Genomic DNA, 22,269 nt, shown 5'->3' on the forward strand with positions numbered 1-22,269 from the left:
CGGTGGACGCTGCCAGGAGATTTGTTCCATGCCTGCAGACCCGAATACCGACCCGCTGACCCCTGCCCGGATCGCCGATGCCGAGATCCTGCGTGGCCAGGGCGGCGAGACGCACCAGGTCGCCGGCGGCAAGGTTGCGACCCTGACGACCCAGCAGGGCATCCCCGTCGCCGACGACCAGAACTCGCTGCGCCCCGGCCCGCGTGGCCCGACGCTGCTCGAGGATTTCCACTTCCGCGAGAAGATCTTCCATTTCGACCACGAGCGCATCCCGGAGCGGGTGGTGCATGCCCGCGGCTTCGGCGTGCACGGGACCTTCGAGACCACGGACTCCCTCTCCGACCTCACCTGCGCCGATCTCTTCCAGCGCAAGGGTGAGAAGACGCCGGTCTTCGTCCGCTTCTCGACCGTCGCGGGCAACAAGGGCTCGCCCGACCTCGCGCGCGACGTGCGCGGCTTCGCAGTGAAGTTCTACACCAAGGAGGGGAATTGGGACTTGGTCGGGAACAACATCCCGGTCTTCTTCATCCAGGATGCCATCAAATTCCCCGACCTGATCCATGCGGCGAAGCAGGAGCCGGATCGCGGCTTCCCGCAGGCCCAGACGGCGCACGACAATTTCTGGGACTTCGTCTCGCTGTCGCCCGAATCGGTCAACATGCTGCTCTGGATCATGTCCGACCGGACCATCCCCCGCTCCTTCCGCTTCATGGAGGGGTTCGGCGTCCACACTTTCCGGCTGGTCAACTCCAAAGGCCAGTCGAGCTTCGTGAAATTCCACTGGAAGCCGAAGCTCGGCCTGCAATCGGTGGTCTGGAACGAGGCGGTGAAGATCAACGGCGCCGATCCCGACTTCCATCGTCGCGACCTCTGGGACGCCATCCAGACCGGCGACTTTCCGGAATGGGAGCTGGGCCTGCAGGTCTTCGACGAGGCCTTCGCGGACAAGTTCGATTTCGATGTGCTGGACGCGACCAAGATCATCCCGGAGGAGCTGGTGCCGGTGCGCATCGTCGGCCGGATGGTGCTCGACCGCACGGTGGACAATTTCTTCGCCGAGACCGAGCAGGTCGCCTTCTGCACCCAGAACATCGTGCGCGGCATCGACTTCACCAATGACCCGCTGCTGCAGGGCCGCAACTTCTCCTATCTCGACACCCAGCTGAAGCGGCTCGGTAGCCCGAACTTCACCCATATCCCGGTGAACGCGCCGAAATCCCCGGTCACGCATTTCCAGCAGGATGGCCATATGGCCATGCGCAACCCGCGCGGCCGCGCCAATTACGAGCCGAATTCCTGGGGCGCCGAGAATGGCGGGCCGCGCGAATCGCGCGAGCGGAGCTTCCAGACCTATCCGGCCGCCGAATCCGGGGAGAAGCGGCGGATTCGCGCCGAGCTCTTCGCCGACCATTACAGCCAGGCCCGGCAATTCTACATCAGCCAGACGCCGGTCGAGCAGACGCACATCAAGGACGCCTTCGTCTTCGAGCTCAGCAAGGTCGAGACCCCGGCGATCCGCGCCCGCGTCGTCGCGCATCTGATGAATGTCGACGAGGACCTCGCCAGGAAGGTCGCCACGGGCCTCGGCCTCCCCACCATGCCGGAGGCCGCGCCCCCGGCCCGGCCGGTTATCACCACCCTGCCGCCCTCGCCCGCCCTCAGCATCCAGCGCAACGGGCCGAAGAGCATGCAAGGCCGCAAGATCGGCGTGCTGGTGACCGATGGCGCAGATGCCGGGCTGCTCGCCGCGTTGCAGGCGGCGGCCAAGGCCGAGGGCGCGCTGCTCGAGCTCGTCGCGCCGAAGGTCGGCGGCGTGACCACCAGCGACGGCAAGACCGTGCCGGCGAAGCAGAAGGTGAATGGCGGCCCCTCCGTCCTCTACGATGCGGTGGCGGTGCTGCCCTCGGCCGAGGGCGCGGCGCTGCTGGCCAGGGAGGCGACGGCGAAGGATTTCGTCAACGACGCCTACGCCCATGCCAAGTTCATCGGCTACGCCGAGACGGCGCAGCCGCTGTTTCAGAAGGCCGGCCTGACGGAGATGGATGGCGGCTTCGTCGCCCTGCGCAAGCCGACCGATGCCAAGGCCTTCCTCGAGGCCTGCCGCGGCGTCCGCTTCTGGGAGCGGGAGGCGCAGGTGCACGCGGTCTGACATCAACGGCCCTCAGTCGCCGGGCGCAAACCTCCGGTTTGCTTGGCTTCGCCGCGTCGCGCCGAAGGGCACGGCCGGCGAGCCCGTTCGGGGCCTCGGATCGGCCAAGAGGCCGGTCCATTGGCACATGAACCCGTCCTCTCCCCTCCCTCTGGCCCGACCGGCCCCGGCGCGCCATCCTGCGCCCGGGAGATCGTCGCATGTCGCATCCAGGACCGTCCCTGACCGCCACCGCCTGGCTTCGCTGCCTCCTTGGCATCGTGCGGCGGGAGGCGCTGCGCTTCATCCATCAGCGCAGCCGCTTCTTCTCGGCCCTGGTGCGTCCGCTGGTCTGGCTGGCGATCTTCGCCGCCGGCTTCCGCTTCGTCCTCGGCGTCTCGATCAGCCCGCCCTACGAGACCTATGTGCTCTACGAGGTCTACATCGTCCCCGGCCTCGCCGGCATGGTCCTGCTGTTCCAGGGCATGCAGAGCAGCCTGTCCCTGGTCTATGACCGCGAGGTCGGCAGCATGCGGGTGCTGCTGACCAGCCCCCTGCCGCGCTGGTGGTTGCTCTTCTGCAAGCTGCTGGCCTCGGTCCTCGTGGGCGTGGCGCAGGTCTATGTCTTCCTGATCGTCGCCCGCTTCTGGGAGGTGGAGCCGCCGCCCATCGGCTACCTCACCGTGCTGCCGGCCCTGGTCCTGGCGGGGATGATGCTCGGCGCGCTCGGCCTGCTGCTGTCTTCCTGGATCAAGCAGCTCGAGAATTTCGCCGGGGTGATGAATTTCGTCATCTTCCCGATGTTCTTCGCCTCCTCCGCCCTCTATCCGCTCTGGCGGGTGCAGGAGGCGAGCCTGACGCTCTACTGGATCTGCCAGGCCAACCCCTTCACCCAGGCGGTGGAGCTGATCCGCTTCGCCCTCTATGCGAAGTTCGATCCGGTCTCCTTCGCGGCCGTGACCCTGGCCTTGCTGATCTTCGGCGGCGCCGCCGTCCTCGGCTACGACCCGCAGCGGGGCATGCTGGCGCGCCGCGCCGCCGCCTGAAGCGGGGATGGCGGCCGTCCGGGCCGCCGCACCCGGCTCCGTTGCGGCGGCCCGGCGCAATCCGCATAATGCCGCCCACCGGGCGCGGCACCGGCGGGGAAACGGCTTTGCGAGGCATGCGCCCGGAGTCCAGGACAGGGGCCAGGATGCACGTCTCGGGCGTGCTGACGCTCTGGAGCGCGGCCGGAACGGCAGAGGCGGCCGTGGCGGCCTTTGAGACGCGGATCGATCCCGGCCTCTACGGGCAGCTGCTGGTCTTCTTCGCGCCGAGCATCGATGCCGATGCGCTCGCCAGCGGCCTCGCCGCCGCCTTCCCGGGCCTGCCGGTCGCTGGCTGCAGCACCGCCGGGGAGATCACCCCGGACGGCGTCGCGCATGACACCGTTGTCGCCATGGCCCTGCCGCGCGAGGGCTTTCGCGTCGTCACCGACGTCATCCCCGATGTGCGCGGCCTGACGGTCGAGAGCGGCGCCGCCGTGGCGCGCCGGCTGCGCGCCGCGCTGGAACGCCGCTGCGGCGAGCGCGCCGCGGCGCCCGGCCACCGCTTCGGCCTCATCTTCATCGACGGCATGTCCTACCGCGAGGAGATGTGCGTCTCCACCGTGGCCATGGCGCTCGACGACATCCCGATCGTCGGCGGCTCGGCTGGCGACGGCCTCAGCTTCGGCGTGACCTCCCAGCTGTATGGCGGCCAAGTCTATCACCATGCCGCGGTGATCGTCCTGGTCGACACCGACCATCTGGCGGAGGTGTTCCGCAACGACAATTTCGTGCCGACCGACCGCAAGCTGGTGGTGACGCGCTGCGATCCGGAGCGGCGGATCGTCCATGAGCTGAATGCCGAGCCGGCCGCCGAGGAATACGCCGCCGCGGTCGGGGTCACGCCGGGCGAGCTGACGCCGATGCTCTTCGCCTCGCACCCCGTCGTCGTGCGCATCGGCGGCAGCCATTACTGCCGCTCGATCCAGCGGGTGAATCCGGATGGCTCCCTCTCCTTCTTCTGCGCCATCGACGACGGCGTGGTGCTCACCATCGCCCGGCCGCGCGACCTCATCAGCTCGGCCGAGGCGGAGCTGGCGCGGCTCGACCAGTCGCTCGGCGGCATCGACCTGGTGATCGGCTTCGACTGCGTCCTGCGGCGCCTGGATGCGGCGCGCCGCCGGCTGCGGCCGCGGATCGAGGATCTCTACCGCCGGCATGGCGTGGTCGGCTTCTTCACCTATGGCGAGCAGTTCGGCGGCATGCACCTGAACCAGACCTTCTCGGGTGTCGCCATCGGCCGGCCCCGCCTCGGCTGATGGCCGCGCGCCCCGGCCCGCCGAGGGAGAGCCGCGAGGCGCTCGAACGCCGGATCGCCAAGCTCGAGCGCATCAATGCCGTGCTGATCGAGCGCGTCGAGCGCTCGATCGACCGCCAGGGCAGCGCCTTCTCCCTGTTCCAGACCGCGATCGGTCTCGAGGCGCAGGTGCGCAGCCGCACCCAGGAGCTGACCGAGGCCCTGCGCAAGCTGGAACGCAGCAACGCCGCCCTCGCGGCCGCGAAGGAGGAGGCGGAGCAGGCCAATCGCAGCAAGACCCGCTTCCTCGCCGCCGCCAGCCACGACCTGCTGCAGCCGCTGAACGCCGCCCGGCTCTTCATGTCGACCCTGGTCGACCTGCAGGCGGAGGCCGAGGCACGCCGCGTCGCCCTGCGCGTCGAGCGTTCGCTGCAGACGATCGAGGACCTGATCCGCACTCTGCTCGACATCTCGAAGCTGGATGCCGGGCTGGTCAGGCCGAGCCTGCAGGACTTCGCGCTCGATGGCTGCTTCGCCGCGCTCGAGGCGACCTTCCGCCCGCTCGCCGAGCGCAAGGGCCTGCGGCTGCGGGTACGGCCCGGCACGGTGGCGGTCCGCAGCGATCCGGTGATGCTGCAACGGATCCTGCAGAACCTGCTCTCCAACGCCATCCGCTACACGCGGCGCGGCGGTGTCCTGCTCGGCACCCGGCGCCACGGCGGGGACTGCGTCATCGTGGTGGCCGATACCGGCATTGGCATCCCGGAGCGGGACCGCGAGCTGATCTTCGAGGAGTTCCACCGGGGCGCCATGGCCGGGGGCGAGGAGGTCGCGCTCGGCCTCGGCCTCGCCATCGTCCGCCGGCAATCGCGCGCGCTCGGTCACCGGCTCGACTTCCGCTCGAAGCCCGGCGCCGGCTCGGTGTTCAGCCTGTCCCTGCCGCGTGCGGCCGCCCCGGCGTTGCCGGCGGAGCCCGCCCCCTCCCCCGGCGCTGATGACGGTCTCGACGGCATCGCCGGGGCGCTCGTCATCCTGGTCGAGAATGACGATGCGACGCTCGCGGCGATGGCCCGGCTGCTCGAGCGCTGGGGCTGCCACGTGCTGGCGGCCCGCAGCCCCGCCGCGCTCCGCCGGCTGGTCGGCCGGCTGGAACGCCGCCCCGACCTGCTCGTCACCGACTTCCACCTCGATGACCATGTCGACGGCGTCTCGGTCATCGCCCGACTGCGGCGGCGCTTCGGCCATGGCCTGCCCGCCATCGTCGTCAGCGCCGATCATTCGGAGGAGGTGGCGACGGCGGTGCGCGGCGCCGCCTGCGAGCTGCTGCGCAAGCCGGTGCGGCCCGCCGCCCTGCGGGCGCTGATGGCGCATCTCCTCGCCCACGCTCCGGCTGCGTGATGCCGGCGTCGCTTTCGGCAGGTTGGCCGTCCGGCGTCACGCCTCCGGGCGCTCGCGCCCTCCCGCGATCCGCCATCCGCCCCCGACGCGGAGCGGATTCACGCGTCCGGGCGCTCGCGCCCTCCCGCGATCCGCCATCCGCCCCTGACGCGGAGCGGATTCACGCGTCCGGGCGCTCGCGCCCTCCCGCGATCCGCTCCAGCGCCGAAAGGTCGAGCTTGGCCGTCTCGATCACCGCCTGGGTGCGGCTGACCACCTTCAGCTTGCGCAGCACCTCGGAAACATGCGCCTTCACCGTCGTCTCGCCGATCCCGAGCTCATGCGCGATCTGCTTGTTCAGCAGCCCCTGGCGGATCATCTGCAGCACGCGAAGCTGCTGCGGCGTCAGCTCGGCGAGCCGCGCGGCGATCCCCTCGCCCCGCGCCTCGCCGGCGGGAGCCGCCGGGGTGCCGGCGGGCATGTAGACCTCGCCGTTCAGCACCGCCCGCAGCGCCTCGGCGAGGACCGGTCGCTCGATGCTCTTCGGCACGAAGCCCGCGGCGCCCAGGCGGATCGCCTCGCGCATCACCCGCGGATCCTCATGGCCCGAGACGATCACCACCGGCACCCGCGGGAAGCGGGAGCGCAGCGCGATCATCCCCTCGAAGCCGGCGACGCCCGGCATGCCGAGATCGAGCAGCACGAGGTCGAGATTGCGCTGCCGCTCCAGCACCCGGCAGGCCGCATCGACCCCGTCCGCCTCCTCCACCTCGGCGCCGTCGAGCACCGCGGTCACCGCGCCGCGCAGCGCCTCCCGGAACAGCGGATGGTCGTCGACGATCAGAATCTGGACCACGGCGGCGACACCTATCTGCGGCGGAGCGGCGGGGGCGGCATGGGCCCGGTCGGTGCCGCGCCTCATCCGCGATAATGGGCCCGGCCCGGCGCTTTGCCACCGGTCGCCAGGCGGGATGGCGGATGGACCGGCATGGCGGCCCGGCTGTCGTGCATCCTGGATGCCTTGGCTCCTCGGGATCGGGCGGCGATGCGGACCGGGGCGCCCGTCAGCGGCCCTGCCGGTCACGCTAGCGCTCTTCCACCGCGCGCCCCATTGCCCTTTGGTGCCAGCCGCTGCCGCTCAGCCGGCGAGCGCCGCGCGCAGCCCGGCCAGGTCGCCGCGCGGCACCGTCACCAGCCGCTGCAGCCGGGCCGGCCGCGGCGTCAGCACGGCGATGCGGTCGGCGAGCGCCGCCGCATCCTCGAGCGCATGCGTGACCAGCACCGCCGTGATACGCCGTTCCGCCAGCACGGCGCCGACCAGCGCCCGCAGCTGCACCGCCGTCGTCTCGTCGAGCGAGACGAAGGGCTCGTCGAGCACCAGCAGCTCGGGCTCCACCGCCAGCGCGCGGGCGAGCGCCGCCCGCCGCGCCATGCCGAGGGAGAGCTCGCGCGGGTAGCGCGCGGCCCAGCCGGCCAGGCCGACCCGGGACAGCAGCGCCTCCACCGGCGGCTCCGGCAGTCCGGCGGCACGGGCGACGATGCGGAGATTCTCGCCGAGGCTGCGCCAGGGCAGCAGGCGCGGCTCCTGGAACACCACGCCGAGTCGCGGCGGGCGATGCCGCACCTCGCCCTCGAAATCCGGGTCGAGCCCCATCAGGATGCGCAGCGCCGTCGTCTTGCCGCAGCCGGAGGGGCCGAACAGCGCGGTGACGGAGCCGACGGGAAAGTCGAGCGCGAGGTCGCGCACCGCCTCCACCGGCACGGCGCCGGCCCGGCGGTACAGCTTGCGCCGGATGCTCAGCTCAAGCGGCGGCACCGCGCCATGCCCGCGCCCGCCGCTCCACGGGTTGCATCACGAAGCCCTCGATCGCCAGCATCACCGCGGCGAAGGCCAGGGAATAGGCCAGCAGCCCCGGCACGTCGAAGAGCTGGAAGCGCATGTTCATCTCGAAGCCGACGCCGCTCGGTCGGCCGAGCAGCTCCACCACCAGCACGATCTTCCAGAGGATGGCGAGGCCTGAGCGCGCCGCCGCCGCCAGGAAGGGGCCGAGCTGCGGCAGCACCACCTCCCGCAGCCGCATCCAGGGGGTGAGGCGATAGGCGGTCGCCACCTCGTCGAGCGCGGGGTCGAGGGCGCGTGCCCCCTCCCGCACCACCACCACCACATTCGGCAGCTTGGCCAGCGCCACCGCGCCGATCGCCGCCGCCTCGGTCTGGCCGAACCAGATATAGGCGAGGAGGATGATGACCAGCGCCGGGATGTTCAGCAGCAGCAGCACCCAGGGATCGAGCGCGGCATCGGCGATGCCGTTCCGCCCCATGGCGTAGCCGAGCGCGCTGCCGAGTCCCATGGCGAGGACGAAGGCGGCGGCGACGCGGGCGAGGGTCGCCAGCAGCGCCGGCAGCAGCGCCCCGGCGGCGAGCTCCGAGCGCAGCGCGGCCAGCACCGCAGGCGGCCCCGGCAGCGCCCGGTCATCCGCCATCGCCGCCGCCGCCCACCACAGCGCCACCAGCAGCAGCGCCGAGACGAGGCGCAGCGCCGGCAGGCTCAGCCGCCGCATCGTGGCCGTCTCACGCCGCCGGCTGCCAGAAGGTGCCGGGCGCGAGGGCGGCGGCGTGGCCCACCAGCCGCGGCCCGCCGAGCTCGGCCAGCACGGCGTAGAGCCGCGCGGCATCCGCTTCCTCCGCCGCGACGGCGCGGCGCGGGATGCCGGCGCGGAAGCGGTCGCGCAGCCGCAGGGCCATCGCCTCGGAGGAGGCGCGCAGCAGCGGCTGCAGAGCCTGCCATTCCGCGTCGCTCTCGGCGAGGATCCGCTTCGCCGCGGCGCTGGCGCGCAGGAAGCCGTCGATGGCCGGGCGGTTCGCCCCGGCCCAGGGCTCGCCGAAGACATGGCCGATCATGGCGACCGGGGCGGTCGCGCCGAGGGATCGCTCCACCGCCTCGATCGGCAGCAGCTCGCGGTGGCCCTCCGCCTCCAGCGCCGCGGCGAAATTCCAGAAGAGCAGCGCCGCATCCAGCTCGCCGCGCCGCATCCGCTCGACCAGCAGCGGCGGGGCGCCGTAGACCGGCTCGGCCTCGGCGGCGAGATCGATGCCCTGCCGGCGCCCCTCGGCCAGCAGCAGCAGCCAGGCCTTGTCGAGCGGCCCGCCCGAGACGCCGATCCGGCGGCCGCGCAGGTCGCCCAGCGCCGTCGCCGTGGAGCGCGGCGGTACCAGCAGCGCCGCGATCGCCGTGGAGAAGGCTGCGAAGACGAGCGGCTGGCCCTCCGTCCGCTGGCGCGAGACGAAGAGCCAGTCCGCGACGATCAGGTCCACGGTGCCGGCCTGCAGCGCCACCCGCGTCGCCTCGTTGCCGGCGAATTCGAAGGTCTCGATGCGGATCCCCTCGGCCCTGTCGAGGCCGTGCCGCGCGATGACCGCTAGCTCCCAGGCGACGGTGCCGAATTTCAGGATGCCGATGCGGATCCGCGGCGGCTCGGCCGCCCGCGCGACGAAGGGCAGGCCGGCGAGCAGCCACGCGCAGTCCCGTCTTCGCATCTCCATCCCTCCCCGGTTCCGCGCAAGAACGTCCCGGCTCCAGGGATGGCTTATCCCACTTCCGCCGGCGCATCCATGCCCGGACCCGACGCCGCGCCGGCCGCGCGCAGGGGCGCGGAGCGGGGCGGCGCCCTGTGGGCTCACTGCATCGCGCCAGGGCAGAATCGATGCCGGCGCGGCACCGGACCGGAGAGGGACCGCCTCCTTCCCATTGCGCCGCTGCGGCTTTGCCAGACCTTCCCGTCGGGCGCAGCATGCGGCACCGGGTACGCCCGCAGCCAAGACCGCGGCAGGGAGGATGGAGACGGCATGGCAGGACGGCCCGACAGGCCGCAGGGCTGGCGACTGACCTGGTCGCGCTTCGGCTGGGCCGCCGTCGCCTCGCTCGCCCTGCATGCCGCGGCCGGGGCCGGCATCGCCCTTGGCCTCGCCTGGCGCGCAGCCCCGCCGGCGGCGCTGCCGGAAGCCGCCGTCTCGCTCGTCTGGCAGGATGCACCGGAGGCCAGCCAGCCCGCGCCGGCCAGTCCCACGCTGCTCCCGGCCTCTCCCGCCCCGGCGGAGCCGACGCCGCTCGCGCCGCAGCCAGCCGAGGGGCTGGAACCGGAGGATGCGCTGGCCACCATGGCCGATGCGATGATGCCCCCGCCTCCCCTGTCCTTGGGCCCCCTGTCCTCGGCCTCCCCGGCCTCGGCCTCCCTGGCCTCGGCCCCCATGCCCTCGCCCAGCCTTGTGCCGCCCGCAGAATCGCCGCCGGCCGAGGCGCCGAGCCAGGTCGCCGCCCTGCCGATCCCGCCGCTGCCGGCACCGCCGCCCATGGCGGCCGAGGCCGGGCCGGAGACGGAGGAGATGCTGCCCCTGCCGCCGCCCGAACCGCCCGCGGCGCCGCAGCGCAGCCCGCCGGCCCGCAGCACCGAGCCCCGCCGCAGCGAGCCCCACCGCAGCGAGCCCCACCGCAGCGAGCCACGTCCCGCCGAGCCACGTCCCACCGAGGCGCGCCCGCCTCGCCAGCCGCAGCCGGCGGCCCTTGCCACCCCGGCGCCGGCCGCGCCGGCCTCGCCCGCCGCCATCCCGGTGCTGACCGGCGCGCCGCGCTTCCGGCGCCCGCCGGCCCCGCCGCGTTATCCCGAACAGGCGCGCGATGCCGGGATCGAGGGCACCGCCCTGCTCCGCCTGCGCGTCGCAGCGGACGGCACGACACGGGACATCCGGCTGCTGCGCAGCACCGGCAACCGCGAGCTCGACGCCGCCGCCGAAGCCGCGGCGCGCCGCTGGGAGATCGCCCCGGCGCTGGAGAATGGCCGGCCGATCGAGGCCTGGGTGGATATCCCGGTCCGCTTCCGGATCGACGATTGAAGCCGGCATGGCGGCCGGTTCATGCCGGGCACTGCCGCCGCGCGGTGGGCTTGCCGCAACAGGGGTGCCGCGGGATGGTGCGGCAACGGGAAGCGGCCAGGGAGGACGCGCCAGACCGATGCAGCCGAACCGACAGAGCGCCGCCGCGCCCGCCGCCCACCCTGCCGCGCCGGCCCTCGAGGTCGCGCGCCTGTCCTTCGCCTATGGCGCGCGCGAGGTGCTGCACGACGTGAGCTTCCGGGTCATGCCGGGCGAGTTCGCCGTGCTGCTCGGCCCGAACGGCGCCGGCAAGAGCACCCTCTTCGCCCTGATCACCCGCCTGTTCGACGCGCGGAAGCCGGGCAGCGTGCGCATCTTCGGCGCCGAGATGCGGGAGGCGCCGGGCGCCGCCCTGGCCCGGCTCGGCGTGGTGTTCCAGCAGCCGACCCTCGATCCCGACATCTCGGTGATCGAGAACCTGCTCTATCACGGCGCGCTGCATGGCCTGCCGCGCGGCGAATCGCGGCAGCGGGCGATGCATGAGCTGACCCGGGTCGAACTCGCCGACCGCGCCGGCAGCACGGTGCGGGCGCTCTCCGGCGGCCAGCGCCGCCGCGCCGAGGTGGCCCGCGCCCTGCTGACCCGCCCCTCGCTGCTGCTGCTCGACGAGGCGACAACCGGACTCGACCTGCCGAGCCGCATGGCGGTGCGCCGGCATGTGCGCGGCCTCTGCGCGAAGGAGGGCCTCGCCGTGCTCTGGGCGACGCATCTGATCGAGGAGGTGCCGGAGGAGGCGCGGGTGATCATGCTCGCCGCCGGGCGCGTGCAGGCGGAGGGCGGCGTGGCCGAGGTGCTGGCGCAGGCGGGCGCGCCGGACCTGCCGGCGGCCTTCGCCCGGCTCACCGCCGCGCCCGCTCCCGGCTGAACGACGTCCCCGGAACCGCCAAGCGACTCAGATGCTCAGGTCGAGCAGGTTGTAATCCTTCATCCCGACCTTCGCCGCCGCGTCCCAGCGCCAGGTCTCGCCGGCCTCGGCATGCGGCCGGTAGACATAGGGCGTCTCGCCGGGGAAGCGCTGGCGGCGAGCATCGATGGCATAGCCGATCACCCGCGCCCTCTCCCGGATCCGCGCCGCGTCATAGACCGCGCGCGCATTGTGCACGCCGCCGGCCTCGACGCCGAGGACGGAGCGGCGGCGGTGGAAGCCGAAGTTCAGCGTCACCCGCCAGTCCGGGCTGGTATTGGCGAAGGAGCCGTGCACGGTCTGGCGGTTGGTGATGGCGACGTCGCCCGGCTTGCAGACGATCGGCACCGCATCCGGCAGCCGCTCCGTCCCCACCGCGGCGATCCGCGCCTTGATGTCGATCTTGCCGAGCTTGTGCGAGCCGGGCACCACCCAGACGCCATTGGCCGGGGTGCAGCCATAGAGCTGCGCCATGAAATTGAAGCCGTGCGTGCCCTCATCCCAGTCCGGGCTGCCCCAATGGGTGACGCCGTCCTGGTGCCAGGCGACCGAGGCGCCGCGGCCCGGCTCCTTGATGAAGAGCGCCTCGTTGAAGGGCACGAAGTCGTCGCCGTTCACCGCCGCCGCCATGGCGAGCAGGCCGGGATGGCCATAGACGCGCAGATGCGCCTCGGAGAATTGCAGCGAGCCGAGGATGAGATAGACGATCTCGCGCGGCGCGTCGGAGGAGGCCTTGGGCTCGAACATCTTCACCGGGTGGCGGCCGTTCGCCGCCGCCGTGCCGCCCATCGGGTCGCCGAGCGGCTTGGCCCAGAACAGCGTCGGCGCCTCGCAGTCGGCGGCGAGCGCCGGGCGGCCCTGCGCGTCCAGCGGCGCGCCGCGCTCCACCGGCAGGCGGTCGAGGATGGCGTGGATGTCGGCCTCGATATCGGCCAGTTCCTCGGCTGGCAGCACGCCCTCGAAGACGTAGAAGCCGCAGCGCCAATAGGCTTCGAGGATCTCGGGATGGATGCGGCCATCGGGGCCGAGGCGCAGCGGCCCCCGATTGCCGAGGGCGAAGGCGCGCGCCTCGCCTTGCCGCAGATAGGCCTGCATCGCCGCCTCTTCCGGGCCGTAATCGACGCCGAGCTTCGTCACCGGCTTGTTCATGGCGTTTCCTTCCTGCCGCCGCGCGGGTCGGTCGGGGAGCATAGGGCGCCGCGGGCGCGGATGACAATCGACCGACCAAGCCAGGCGGGGCGCCTTGCCGGAACGGAGGCGGGGCGGTCTAATCGCCGCCTCGACGGGGAGGAACAGCCATGATGCGGCGCCGCATCCTGCCGGCCATGCTCGCCTCCGGCCTGCTCCCCGCCCCGCCCGCCCGGGCCCAACCGTCGCGGGCGCCATCCCCAGGCAACGGAACGCCGCGCATGTCCCCCGAGATCACCTCCCAACTCGCCCCGACCGGCGTGCTGCGCGCCGGCATCAATCTCGGCAATTTCCTGCTCGTCACCGGCCGCACGCCGGAGGGCGACCCCGACGGCGTCTCGCCCGACATGGCGCGCACCATCGCCGGGCGGCTCGGCGTGCCGGTGAAGCTCGTGCCCTTCGCACGGCCGAGCGAGATCGCCGATGCCGCCGGCACCGGCGCCTGGGACATCGCGCTCATCGGCGCCGAGCCGCAGCGCGCGGCGAAGATCGCCTTCACCGCCGCCTATTGCGAGATCGAGGCGACCTATCTGGTGCCGCCCGGCTCGTCGATCACCGCCATGGAGCAGGTGGATCGCAAGGGCCTGCGCATCTGCAGCAGCGCCGGCGCCGCCTACACGCTCTGGCTCGAGCGCAACATCAAGCAGGCCGAGCTGGTGCTGGTGCCGGGCGGCGGCGCCGCCGCCTTCCAGAAATTCCGCGACGACAAGATGGAGGTCTATGCCGGGCTGCGGCCGGGCCTCATCTCCGATGTCGAGGCGCTGCCCGGCGCGCGCATCCTGGACGGCCAGTTCATGGCGGTGCAGCAGGCGATCGGCACAGCGCGGGAGAATGCGGCCGGCGCCGCCTTCCTGCGCGACTTCGTCGAGGAGGCGAAATCCTCCGGCCTGGTCGCGCGGCTGATCGAGATGCACAAGGTGCGCGGCCTCTCGGTGGCGCCGGCGGCCTGAACCCAGACTGGCTTATCGTGGCGACACGGCCTCGCGCAGCACGCGCGCGAGGCGGTCGGCCCAGTCCTCCCAGCCCGCCGCATCGGCCAGCAGGTCCTGCCGCACCTCCAGCAGCACCGCATCCAGGCCGCGCGCATCGCCATGCACCGGCACCGTGTAGTCCATCGCCGCCTCGATGCGGTAAGGCTCGTTGTCGCCGATGACGAGGCCGGGCTCGGCGGCGAGGCCGCGCACCAGCGCGGCGCCGAAATCCCGCGCCGTGCCGTAGAGGATGCCGGCATGCCAGGGCCGGCGCAGCCCGAGATAGACCGGCGTGAAGCTGTGCACGCCGATGACCTTGGCGGGCCGCCCGGCGGCGGCGCGGGCATCGAGGAAGCCGGCGACGCGGTCGTGGAAGGGCGTGAACCAGGCCTCCTGGCGGCACGCCCGCTCGGCGGCGTCGATCCCCCGGTTGCCTGGGATCACCGTCGCCTCGCTGATCTCCGGGATGCTGGAGGGCGCCTGCAAGGGGCGGTTCAGGTCGATTAGCAGGCGCGAATAGCCGGCGAGGAAGAGCGGCGCGTCCAGCCGCGCGGCCAGCCGTCGCGCCAGCTCCGCCGCGCCGATGTCATAGGCGATGTGGCGCTGCAGCTCCGCCTCGGCGAGGCCGAGCCGGGCATAGCCGGGCGGGATGTGGTTCGAGGCATGCTCGCAGAGCAGCAGGATGGGCGAGCGCCCCTCGCCATTGACCAGGGTTACGGGCGCCGGCGCGTCGCTCATCCGAGCGTCTGCTTCATGGAGGCCGCGTCGTCGGGCGGCGGAACCTCGTCGGTGATCACCCGGAACCCGGCCAGGATGCAAGGGCCGAAGGTGGTGGCAATGGCGACATCGGTCGCGTCGCGGCCACGCGCCATCAGGATGCGGCCGATCCGCGGCGTGTTGTGACGCGCGTCGAAGGTGTGCCAGTGGCCGCCGAGATAGGCCTCGAACCAGGCGCTGAAATCCATCGGGTAGTCGACCGGCGGCACGCCGATATCGCCGAGATAGCCGGTGCAGTAGCGCGCCGGGATGTTCATGCAGCGGCACAGGGTGACGGCCAGATGCGCGAAATCGCGGCAGACGCCGTGCCGCTCGGCATGAGCGCCGGAGGCGGTGCGCCGCGGATCGGCGAATTCATAGCCGAAGGTGATGTGGTTGTGCACGTAGTCGCAGATGGCCTGCACCCGCGCCCAGCCCGGCGGCGTGCCGCCGAAGAGTGACCAGGCGGTGTCGGAGAGCCGGTCGGTGTCGCAGTAGCGGCTGCCGAGCAGGAAGACGAGCGCCTCGTCCGGCAGGTCCTGCACCGCATGCTGCGCCGCCTCCGGCACCACCGCGTCCGGCGTGCCCGGATCCTGCACCAGGAACTCCGCCGCCATGGTCAGCCGTCCCGGCGGCGCCAGGATGCGGGTGACGATGTTGCCGAAGGAATCGCGGTAATCCGTCGCGCCGATCGGCCTGTCGAAGGCGATGCGGTGCGGGCCGATCACGTCCGGCATGCGCGAGGGATGCACGCTGAGCGCGAGGAGCATCGGCGTCGGCTGCGGGCAGTCATAGGTGATCTCGAAGCCGGCGCGGATCTGCACGGCGCTGTCTCCTTCTCAGGGCGCCTCAGGGCGTGAGGACATGGGGGCGCGCCGGCGGCTCCGACGCCGCCTCGCTCGCGGATGGGGCAGGTGGGTCAGCGGGGGGAACAGCGGGGGAGATTGCCGTCGCCGGGGTCTCGCTGGTGACGGAGACCTCGACCGTCATGCCGAGGCTGTCCGCCGGGAAGCCGAACCAGGTGCCGTGCAGCGGCAGCGCCTGCGACGGGTCGCGGGCGATGGCGACGCGGATGAGGTCGCGGTTGCCGACGATGCCATTGGTCGGGTCGAACTCCACCCAACCCGCGCCCGGCAGGTAGACCCGCACCCAGGCATGGGTGTTGCCGCCCCCGACATGGCCCTCGCCGTCGCGGCCGGGGCTGTAGAGGTAGCCCGAGACGAAGCGCGCCGCGAGGCCGAGGGAGCGCGCCGCCTCCATCATCAGCACGGCGAAGTCGCGGCAGGTGCCGCTGCCGAGCTTCAGGGTCTTGACCGGGTCCTGGATGCCGCGTTCGTGTCGCGGGATGTAAGTGAGCTCTCGCCGGATGGCATGCGTCATCGCCTCGAGCAGCGGCAGGGTGGCGGCCGGCCCGTCCCGGCCCAGGAAGCGCCGCGCCCAGCGATCCACCACGCGCTCGGGATCCGGGTAGTGCCGCTCGATGGAGCGGGCGAGGTCCGGCATTTCCTCCATGCCATAGGCGAAGGGATAGGTCCGGGCATAGTCCTCGATCTGGAAGTCGAGGGCGTTCAGCGGGTGGTGGTCGAGGCGCACGACGCTCTCGAAGCACAATTCGCGCCACCGGCCGGAGAAGCGTGCGATGGCGACACTGTTGCCGAAGACATCGTGCAGCCAGCGCAATTCGGCGGGGGCTGGCGTGATGTTGAGCTGGGTCTCGAACAACCGCTGGTCGTGGCCCTCCCGCGGTCGCAGCATCATCCGATGCTCGCCGAAGGCAACCGGCTGCCGGTAGCGGTAGGTGGTGAGGTGGCGGACCTTGAGGATGGGCATGACGGGCAGACCTAACAGCCCGGAAACTTCCATGACGAGAGGAAACCGCAGCGGCGCAGGACACTCCCTCCTCGACCAGAGCCGTGACGCAGGGAGAACCGACAGGCAGGCGGAAAGTTCGCGGGCGCTGCAGCAAAGTCTGCCGCTGCCCCGACAGCGGTCTTGTGCGCAGCGGCACAGCAACCGGCGGGCCTGGGGCCTAGAAGGGTTATCGGGCGATATGCCCTTCCTCCCGTTCCCTCAAGTCAACTGCCCACCGGACCTTGTCCGGTGGGCCTTCTTGAGTCGCCGTGCCGCGGCTCAGCGCAGGCTGAAGCGGATCGGCACGCTGAGCTCGACCGGGTCGCCCGGCAGGTCGTCGGGCGGCGCGGGCAGCGGCGAGGCGCGCTGGATCATGGTGAGCACCGCCTCGTCGAGCGAGGAATCGCCGGTGCCGCGCACCAGCCGGTAGCTCACCACGCTGCCGTCGCGGCGCATGCCGAAGCGCAGCAGCGCGACGCCCTGGATCCGGCGCAGCCGCGCCTCCTGCGGGTAGTTCTTGTGTCGCTCCAGCGCCGCGAAGAGCCGCGAGATGTAGCTCGCCGAGGGTGCCGCGGCGGTGGCCCGCGCCGCCGGGGCGGGGGCCGGGGCGGCAACCGGCGGCGCCGAGGGCACGGCCGGGGCGGGCGGCGTCGGCGCCTGCGCCACCGGGCGCTGGGGCGGCGGGCGGCGCGGCGGAACGGGCGGCGGCGGCATCGGCGGCGGCGCCGGCAGGTCGGCGACCACCTGCTCGGGCGGCGGCTCGGGCGGTGGCTCCGGCGGCGGCTCGGCGACCGGCTCGGGCGGCGTCACCTCCTGCGGCGGCTCGGCCGGCGGCGGCTCGAGCGGCGCAGCGACGGGCTCCGGCGGCGCCTCCGCCTCCGGGCTGGCATCCTCGGCCAGCGGCACCTCCAGCGAGATGACGGTCTCCGGCGGCGGCGGCTCGGCGGGCCGGACGAAGAACAACGCCGCCCCGGCCGCGAGGTGCAGGGCGATCGATCCCATCCAGGCCAGGCTGCGGCCGGAGGGGCGCGAGCGCCGCTGCACCTCCCCCTGCCTGGCCGCCTCCAGGGCCATTCCGATCGCATTCATGGCCTAGCGCGCCGTCTCGGGCCGCGAGATCAGCGCGACGCGCTGGATGCCGGCCTTCTGCACCAGCCCCATGATGCGCAGCACCTCGCCATATTCGATCCCGCGATCGGCGCGCAGATGCACCGCGCGGTCCGGCGTCTCGGCATGCATCGCGGCGAGCCGCGGCTCGAGCGCGGCCTCCTCGACTTCCTCCTTGCCGAGGAAGATCTGCCCCTCGCGCGTCATGCCGAGCTCGAGCGGCGGCTCGGGCGGCGTGATGCGGGTGGCGGCGGCGCGCGGCACGTCCACCTGGATGCCGGCGGTCAGCATTGGCGCCGTCACCATGAAGATCACCAGCAGCACCAGCATCACGTCGACCAGCGGCGTGACGTTGATGTCGGCGACGGGGCGCGCGTCGTCCTCCTCGCCCCCGCCCGGCAGCAGCATCGCCATGGCGGCTCAGCCCAGCGCCGCGCTGCGGCCGCCCGCGACCAGCGCCGGCCGCCGCGCCATGCGCAGGGCGAGCGCCGAGGCCGCGGCCATCGACTCCTGGCGGATGCGGTGCAGCCGGGTGGTGCAGCGGTTGTAGGCGATGGTGGCCGGGATGGCGGCGACCAGGCCGATCGCAGTGGCGAAGAGCGCCTCGGCGATGCCCGGCGCCACGGTGGCGAGGCTGGTATCCTGCTGCGCGGCGATGCCGGCGAAGCTGTGCATGATGCCCCAGACCGTGCCGAACAGCCCGACGAAGGGGCTGACCGAGCCGATGGTCGCCAGCAGCGGCAGGCCGGGCTCGGCGCGCCGCAACGTCGCGCTGATCGCGGCCCGCATGGCGTGCTCCAGCCGGCCGCGGAACTCGCCGGCGGTCTCCGCCGGGTCGCGGCCCTCGCGCCATTCGGCCTGGCCGGCGCGGAGCGCGGCGGCGGCAAGGCCCTCGCCCTCCGCCTTGCCCTCGGCCGGGCCGGCCGCGAGCTGCCGCGCCTCGGCGGCGAGGCGGCGGAAGGTCACCGCCTTTTCCAGGATGATCGCCCAGCAGGCGAGCGAGGCCAGCAGCAGCAGCAGCATCACCCCCTGCACGATCGGATCGGCGTGCAGGATGAGGGTGACGGGCGAGAGGTCGGGCGCCGCGGTCGGGGCGGCGGCCATGGGGGCGGCGTCGGGGGTCATGCGATCCTTCCGGTGAGGGCGACGGCCCGCCGGGTCCGGCGCCGGTTGCGGCGGCGGAGAAGCCAGGCGGCCAGGCCGGTGACGAAGAGCACCAGCATGGCGAGGCCGGAGACGAAGACGAGAAGGCGGCCGGTCATGCCGAGCAGGGCGCCGCCATGCAGCCAGCGCTGCAGGGCCAGCGCCTCCTCGGCGAGGCTGCGGGTGCGCGGCCCGCGCTCCTCCAGCACCGCGCCGCTCCAGGGGTCGAGGGTGAGGAAGGTGCGGGCCCGCACCTCGGGGTCGCTGTCCTCGGGGCGGAGGGTCACGGTCCAGACCTGGCGCTGCCGGCTCGGCGGCATGATGCCGGTGACGACCTGGCCGGGCAGATGCGCCAGCGCCGCGGCGACCGCGGCATCGGCATCGAGGCGCATCGGCTCGCGGCGCGGCGGCTGCGGCGCGCCCGGCCCAGATTGTCCCGACATCGCCTGCCCCGACATCGCCTGTCCTGGCGGCCCACCAGGCGTGGGGGCGGCGATGCCGAGCAGGGGGCGGAACCAGTTGGGGAAGATGATGGCGACGCCCGAGACCGAGACCACCGCGAGGACCACCGCCATCCAGATGCCGATAACGCGGTGCAGGTCGAGGTTGAGCACCACCGAAGGGCGCCTGCGGATCTGCACCAGCGCCCGGCCGAAGGCGCCGTCGCGCGGCCACCAGATCCAGATGCCGGTGAGGCAGAAGAGCAGCGTCAGAACGCCGAGCCAGCCGACGATCTGCCGGCCGGACCATTCGCGCAGCAGCAGGTTCTCGTGCAACTGCCGCGTCACGCTGATGAAGCTGTCGCGCGTGTCGCGCTCGCCGAGCACCGTGCCGGTCGCCGGGTCGATATAGAGGGTGAGCGGCGCGGCCGGCGCGGCGGCGGGCCGGGCCATGCCCTCGGGACCGCGGCCCGCGCCGCCCCCCGCCCCTCCACCCTGGGTGCCGCCGCCTTGGGCACCGCCGCCCTGGGCACCGCCCTGGGCGCCGCCACCGCCGGGCCCCCGCGCCGGCGAGACCACCCAGACCGGCCAGACCGCATCCGGCGGGCGGATGGTGCCGGCCTGGGCGCCGCGCGCCTCGACGATGCGCTGGACCGCGCTCGCCGTGATGGCCGGGTCGGCCGGGCCGCTGGCGCGAAAGAGCGACGGGTACAGCGCCGCATCGATCTCGCGCTGGAAGGAGAGGATGCTGCCGGTCACGCCGATGAGCAGCAGCACCAGGCCGAGCAGCAGCCCGGTCCAGCGATGCGCGAGCAGCAGCCAGCGGCGAATGGCGGCGCTCATGCGTCGGTCCAGGGGCGAAGGAGGCTGGGGCGAAGGAGGCTGGGGCAAAGGGGGCCGGGGCGGGCCGCATTCAGGTCCGGCCCGGAAACGGCGGACCCGGACGGCTGCCGTGCTACAGGGTGGCGCTGCATCACGTGCGATGTCATCCGGAGAGGTTGCTGCGGTGCGGTAACCGACATGCGGTATCGTGATTGCAAATGACTCGCAAGTCCGAACGTCGGATGGCTGCCATGCGTCGGCGCCGTTCGCGATTTTGCTACAACGAAAGCCGCCGCGACCGGACCCGCATCAACCCACGCGTCGCGGCAGGCTGGCGGCGACCAGCAGGCCGAGCAGATTGCCGGCCGCCGCGATCAGCACCACCGCCGCATAGCTCCCGCTCAGGTCATAGAGCCGCCCGGCTACCACCGGCAGGGTGACGGCGGCGAGGCACCAGGCGGCGTAGAGCCGCCCCGCCAGCCGGCCATACTGCGCCGCGCCCCAGTAGATGCCGATCGCCGCCGCCGAACTGCCGCTGACCAGCCCGTAACCCATGCCGATCATGGCCAGCGCCGCGACCGCCAGCAGAGGCCCCGGGAAGAGCAGCAGCAGCGCATCGGCGAGCAGCGCCAGCGCATGCGCCGCCGCCAGCACCCGCGGCGCCGCGAAGCGGTCGGCCAGCCAGCCGCCGCCGATCCGCGCCCCGGCGACGCAGCCGGTGATTGCCGTCGTCGCCGAGAGGGCGAGCGCGGTGGTGCCGCCATAGGCCTCGACCATCCCGGCCGCCTGGCCGAGCACGGTCAGCCCGGCCGCGGCGGCGAGGAAGAAGATCATCCAGAGGCGGAGGAAGATGCCGAGGCGCCGCGGCGGCTTCGGGCCCGCCATCCCGGCCTGGGCGACCAGTCGCATGCCCGCCGCGGCCACCAGCAGCGCCGCCAGCACGGTCGCCAGGGCGAGCACCGCCGCCAGCCCGCCGAGCGTCGCCCGCAGCCCCCATTGCCCGATCGCCCAGCCGAAGACCGGGGCGCCGATCATGGCGCCGAGCGGGTAGAGGCTGACCATGAAGCCGTTCGCCAGCCCGCGCCGCTGGGTCAGCATCAGGTTCATGCCCTGCAGCAGCACCACATAGGCGACGCCACCGCCGAGGCCGAAGAGCAGCCCGTAGCCGAGGACGAGCTGCCCGAGCCCGGCCGCCTCCGCCGCCACCGCCATGCCCGCCGCCGAGACGGCGCCGGCCCCCGCCAGCAGCCAGGGCGCCGCGACATGCCGGTAGAGCAGCGGCCCGCCATTCATCCCGAGCGTGAAGCAGAGGATCGTCAGGCCGAAGACGAAGGAGAGCGAGGCCCGGCTGAGGCCGAGCGCCGCCTCCAGGGGCCGGATGAAGACGCTGTAGGCATAGACCGTGCCGAGCGGCAGGTTCATCACCACGACCGCGGCCATCGCCGCCAGCACCTGCCGCGCCGGGGGCGCCGGGCCGCTCTCCCGCGCCGGCACGGCTCAGTCGAGCTCGACCGCCACCTCGCCGAAGCCCACGAAGCCGCCGGTCACCCGCTGCCCGCCCTTCACGTAGATCAGGCCGGTGCAGCTGCCCGTGGTCACCACCTGCCCCGCCTCGAGCTGCAGCCCGACGCTCGGCAGGAAATTCGCCAGCCAGACCAGCGGCGTGAAGGGATCGCCCGAGGGGTTGCCGCCCCGCTGCTCCACCTGCACCACGCCGCCGCAGCTCTGCCGGACGGTGAGGGATCGCAGCTCCAGGTCGCGCCAGTTCGGCACGTCGCGGCCGAGCACCAGCCCGGCATGGGCGATGCTGTCGGCCATCGCCTCGAGCGGCGAGACCTTGGTCGGGTCGGCGTAGCGGCTCGCCACCATCTCGATCGCCGGGAAGGCGGCGGCGATCGCCTCCTCCACCTCGCCCTGCGAATAGGGCTCATCGCGCTTCGGCAGGTCGCGGCCGAGGCGGAAGGCGATCTCGGTCTCGATGCCGATCATGCCGCCCGGCGGCACCGGCCAGCGCGCCGGGCCGCCCGCGTCCGGCGGCCGGATGCCGGCGGCGTCGAGCATGGCGGCGGAATGCGGCTTGCCCGGCGGCGCGGCGCATTTCCAGCCGCCGACCCGGGCGCCGAGGCCCCGCAGCACCGCCGCCTGGACCGCGAAGGCGCCGGCCTCGTCGCGCGGCGCCGCCTCGCCGAGCCCGGCGATGGGCGGTCCGCCGCGGCGGACCGCCAGCAGCATCTCGGCCGCCTGTTGCGTGCTGGTCCCGGACATGCGCTGGCTCCCCTCCCTGCCCCGGCCCGCAGCATGGCCGCGGATGCCGCCGGGATGAAGCCCCCC

Annotated in this window: 21 protein-coding genes; 7 read left to right on the forward strand and 14 right to left on the reverse strand. The window is 73.0% G+C overall.

Annotation, left to right across the window (positions count from 1 at the left end):
* Positions 1-28 precede the first annotated feature (28 nt).
* The 4 genes from HJG45_RS17460 to HJG45_RS17475 all read left to right on the forward strand — a co-directional run bounded on the left by HJG45_RS17460 (position 29) and on the right by HJG45_RS17475 (position 5,848).
* Positions 29-2,149 carry a catalase gene (locus tag HJG45_RS17460; protein WP_171613383.1) on the forward strand — a complete coding sequence of 707 codons (2,121 nt, stop codon included), beginning with the start codon at positions 29-31 and terminating at the stop codon, positions 2,147-2,149.
* Positions 2,150-2,349: 200 nt separating this feature from the next.
* Positions 2,350-3,174 (forward strand): ABC transporter permease, encoded by an 825-nt coding sequence (locus HJG45_RS17465; RefSeq protein ID WP_171613384.1) that lies wholly within the window; start codon positions 2,350-2,352, stop codon positions 3,172-3,174.
* A 146-nt stretch (positions 3,175-3,320) separates the two neighbouring features.
* Complete coding sequence (locus HJG45_RS17470; protein WP_217362958.1) at positions 3,321-4,472, forward strand: FIST N-terminal domain-containing protein; 1,152 nt, start codon at positions 3,321-3,323, stop codon at positions 4,470-4,472.
* Entirely contained in the window at positions 4,472-5,848 is a 1,377-nt protein-coding gene (locus HJG45_RS17475; protein WP_171613386.1) for a hybrid sensor histidine kinase/response regulator, read from the forward strand. The genes HJG45_RS17470 and HJG45_RS17475 overlap by 1 nt, the downstream gene beginning before the upstream one ends.
* A 160-nt stretch (positions 5,849-6,008) precedes the next feature.
* Here the strand turns inward: HJG45_RS17475 and HJG45_RS17480 are convergent, their stop codons facing one another.
* The 4 genes from HJG45_RS17480 to HJG45_RS17495 all read right to left on the reverse strand — a co-directional run bounded on the left by HJG45_RS17480 (position 6,009) and on the right by HJG45_RS17495 (position 9,364).
* Entirely contained in the window at positions 6,009-6,683 is a 675-nt protein-coding gene (locus tag HJG45_RS17480; RefSeq protein ID WP_368040623.1) for a response regulator, read from the reverse strand.
* A 282-nt stretch (positions 6,684-6,965) separates the two neighbouring features.
* Complete coding sequence (locus tag HJG45_RS17485) at positions 6,966-7,643, reverse strand: ATP-binding cassette domain-containing protein (protein ID WP_171613388.1); 678 nt, start codon at positions 7,641-7,643, stop codon at positions 6,966-6,968.
* Complete coding sequence (locus tag HJG45_RS17490) at positions 7,630-8,388, reverse strand: ABC transporter permease (protein ID WP_171613389.1); 759 nt, start codon at positions 8,386-8,388, stop codon at positions 7,630-7,632. The genes HJG45_RS17485 and HJG45_RS17490 overlap by 14 nt, the downstream gene beginning before the upstream one ends.
* Before the next feature lie 10 nt (positions 8,389-8,398).
* The gene (locus tag HJG45_RS17495; RefSeq protein WP_254452590.1) at positions 8,399-9,364 is read right to left on the reverse strand and encodes an ABC transporter substrate-binding protein; all 966 of its coding nucleotides are present in this window, start codon (positions 9,362-9,364) and stop codon (positions 8,399-8,401) included.
* Between the two features lie 309 nt (positions 9,365-9,673).
* Here HJG45_RS17495 and HJG45_RS29250 point away from each other — a divergent pair, with 309 nt between their 5' ends.
* Together HJG45_RS29250 and HJG45_RS17505 are read left to right on the forward strand one after the other, a co-directional pair.
* Complete coding sequence (locus tag HJG45_RS29250) at positions 9,674-10,717, forward strand: energy transducer TonB (RefSeq protein ID WP_171613391.1); 1,044 nt, start codon at positions 9,674-9,676, stop codon at positions 10,715-10,717.
* 118 nt (positions 10,718-10,835) lie between these two features.
* Positions 10,836-11,621, forward strand: a complete 786-nt coding sequence (locus HJG45_RS17505; protein WP_171613392.1) for an ATP-binding cassette domain-containing protein — start codon at positions 10,836-10,838, stop codon at positions 11,619-11,621.
* 27 nt (positions 11,622-11,648) lie between these two features.
* On the opposite strand, the gene HJG45_RS17510 is transcribed toward HJG45_RS17505, so the two are convergent.
* Complete coding sequence (locus tag HJG45_RS17510; protein ID WP_171613393.1) at positions 11,649-12,809, reverse strand: phytanoyl-CoA dioxygenase family protein; 1,161 nt, start codon at positions 12,807-12,809, stop codon at positions 11,649-11,651.
* Between the two features lie 260 nt (positions 12,810-13,069).
* On the opposite strand from HJG45_RS17510, the gene HJG45_RS17515 reads away from it, so the two are divergent.
* Positions 13,070-13,798: a transporter substrate-binding domain-containing protein gene (locus HJG45_RS17515; protein ID WP_171613394.1), complete on the forward strand. Its 729-nt coding sequence runs from the start codon at positions 13,070-13,072 to the stop codon at positions 13,796-13,798.
* Positions 13,799-13,810: 12 nt separating this feature from the next.
* Here the strand turns inward: HJG45_RS17515 and HJG45_RS17520 are convergent, their stop codons facing one another.
* The 9 genes from HJG45_RS17520 to HJG45_RS17560 form a co-directional block, all read right to left on the reverse strand.
* The gene (locus tag HJG45_RS17520; RefSeq protein ID WP_171613395.1) at positions 13,811-14,557 is read right to left on the reverse strand and encodes an N-formylglutamate amidohydrolase; all 747 of its coding nucleotides are present in this window, start codon (positions 14,555-14,557) and stop codon (positions 13,811-13,813) included.
* Entirely contained in the window at positions 14,554-15,399 is an 846-nt protein-coding gene (locus tag HJG45_RS17525) for a transglutaminase family protein (protein ID WP_171613396.1), read from the reverse strand. Before HJG45_RS17525 ends, HJG45_RS17520 begins: the two co-directional genes overlap by 4 nt.
* Before the next feature lie 25 nt (positions 15,400-15,424).
* Positions 15,425-16,405: a transglutaminase family protein gene (locus HJG45_RS17530; RefSeq protein WP_171613397.1), complete on the reverse strand. Its 981-nt coding sequence runs from the start codon at positions 16,403-16,405 to the stop codon at positions 15,425-15,427.
* A gap of 300 nt (positions 16,406-16,705) precedes the next feature.
* On the reverse strand, positions 16,706-17,515 hold the full coding sequence (locus tag HJG45_RS17535; protein WP_171613398.1) for an energy transducer TonB: 810 nt from the start codon (positions 17,513-17,515) through the stop codon (positions 16,706-16,708).
* 3 nt (positions 17,516-17,518) lie between these two features.
* A complete protein-coding gene (locus HJG45_RS17540) occupies positions 17,519-17,947 on the reverse strand; it encodes a biopolymer transporter ExbD (protein ID WP_171613399.1) in 429 nt (142 codons plus the stop codon).
* Between the two features lie 6 nt (positions 17,948-17,953).
* On the reverse strand, positions 17,954-18,658 hold the full coding sequence (locus HJG45_RS17545; RefSeq protein ID WP_171613400.1) for a MotA/TolQ/ExbB proton channel family protein: 705 nt from the start codon (positions 18,656-18,658) through the stop codon (positions 17,954-17,956).
* Positions 18,655-19,959: a PepSY domain-containing protein gene (locus HJG45_RS17550; RefSeq protein ID WP_171613401.1), complete on the reverse strand. Its 1,305-nt coding sequence runs from the start codon at positions 19,957-19,959 to the stop codon at positions 18,655-18,657. The genes HJG45_RS17545 and HJG45_RS17550 overlap by 4 nt, the downstream gene beginning before the upstream one ends.
* 288 nt (positions 19,960-20,247) lie before the next feature.
* The gene (locus tag HJG45_RS17555; protein WP_171613402.1) at positions 20,248-21,432 is read right to left on the reverse strand and encodes an MFS transporter; all 1,185 of its coding nucleotides are present in this window, start codon (positions 21,430-21,432) and stop codon (positions 20,248-20,250) included.
* Between the two features lie 3 nt (positions 21,433-21,435).
* On the reverse strand, positions 21,436-22,203 hold the full coding sequence (locus HJG45_RS17560; RefSeq protein ID WP_171613403.1) for a 2-keto-4-pentenoate hydratase: 768 nt from the start codon (positions 22,201-22,203) through the stop codon (positions 21,436-21,438).
* Between the last annotated feature and the right edge of the window lie 66 nt (positions 22,204-22,269).

The sequence above is a fragment of the Roseicella sp. DB1501 genome (genome assembly GCF_013112485.1).
Taxonomy (GTDB): Bacteria; Pseudomonadota; Alphaproteobacteria; order Acetobacterales; family Acetobacteraceae; genus Paracraurococcus.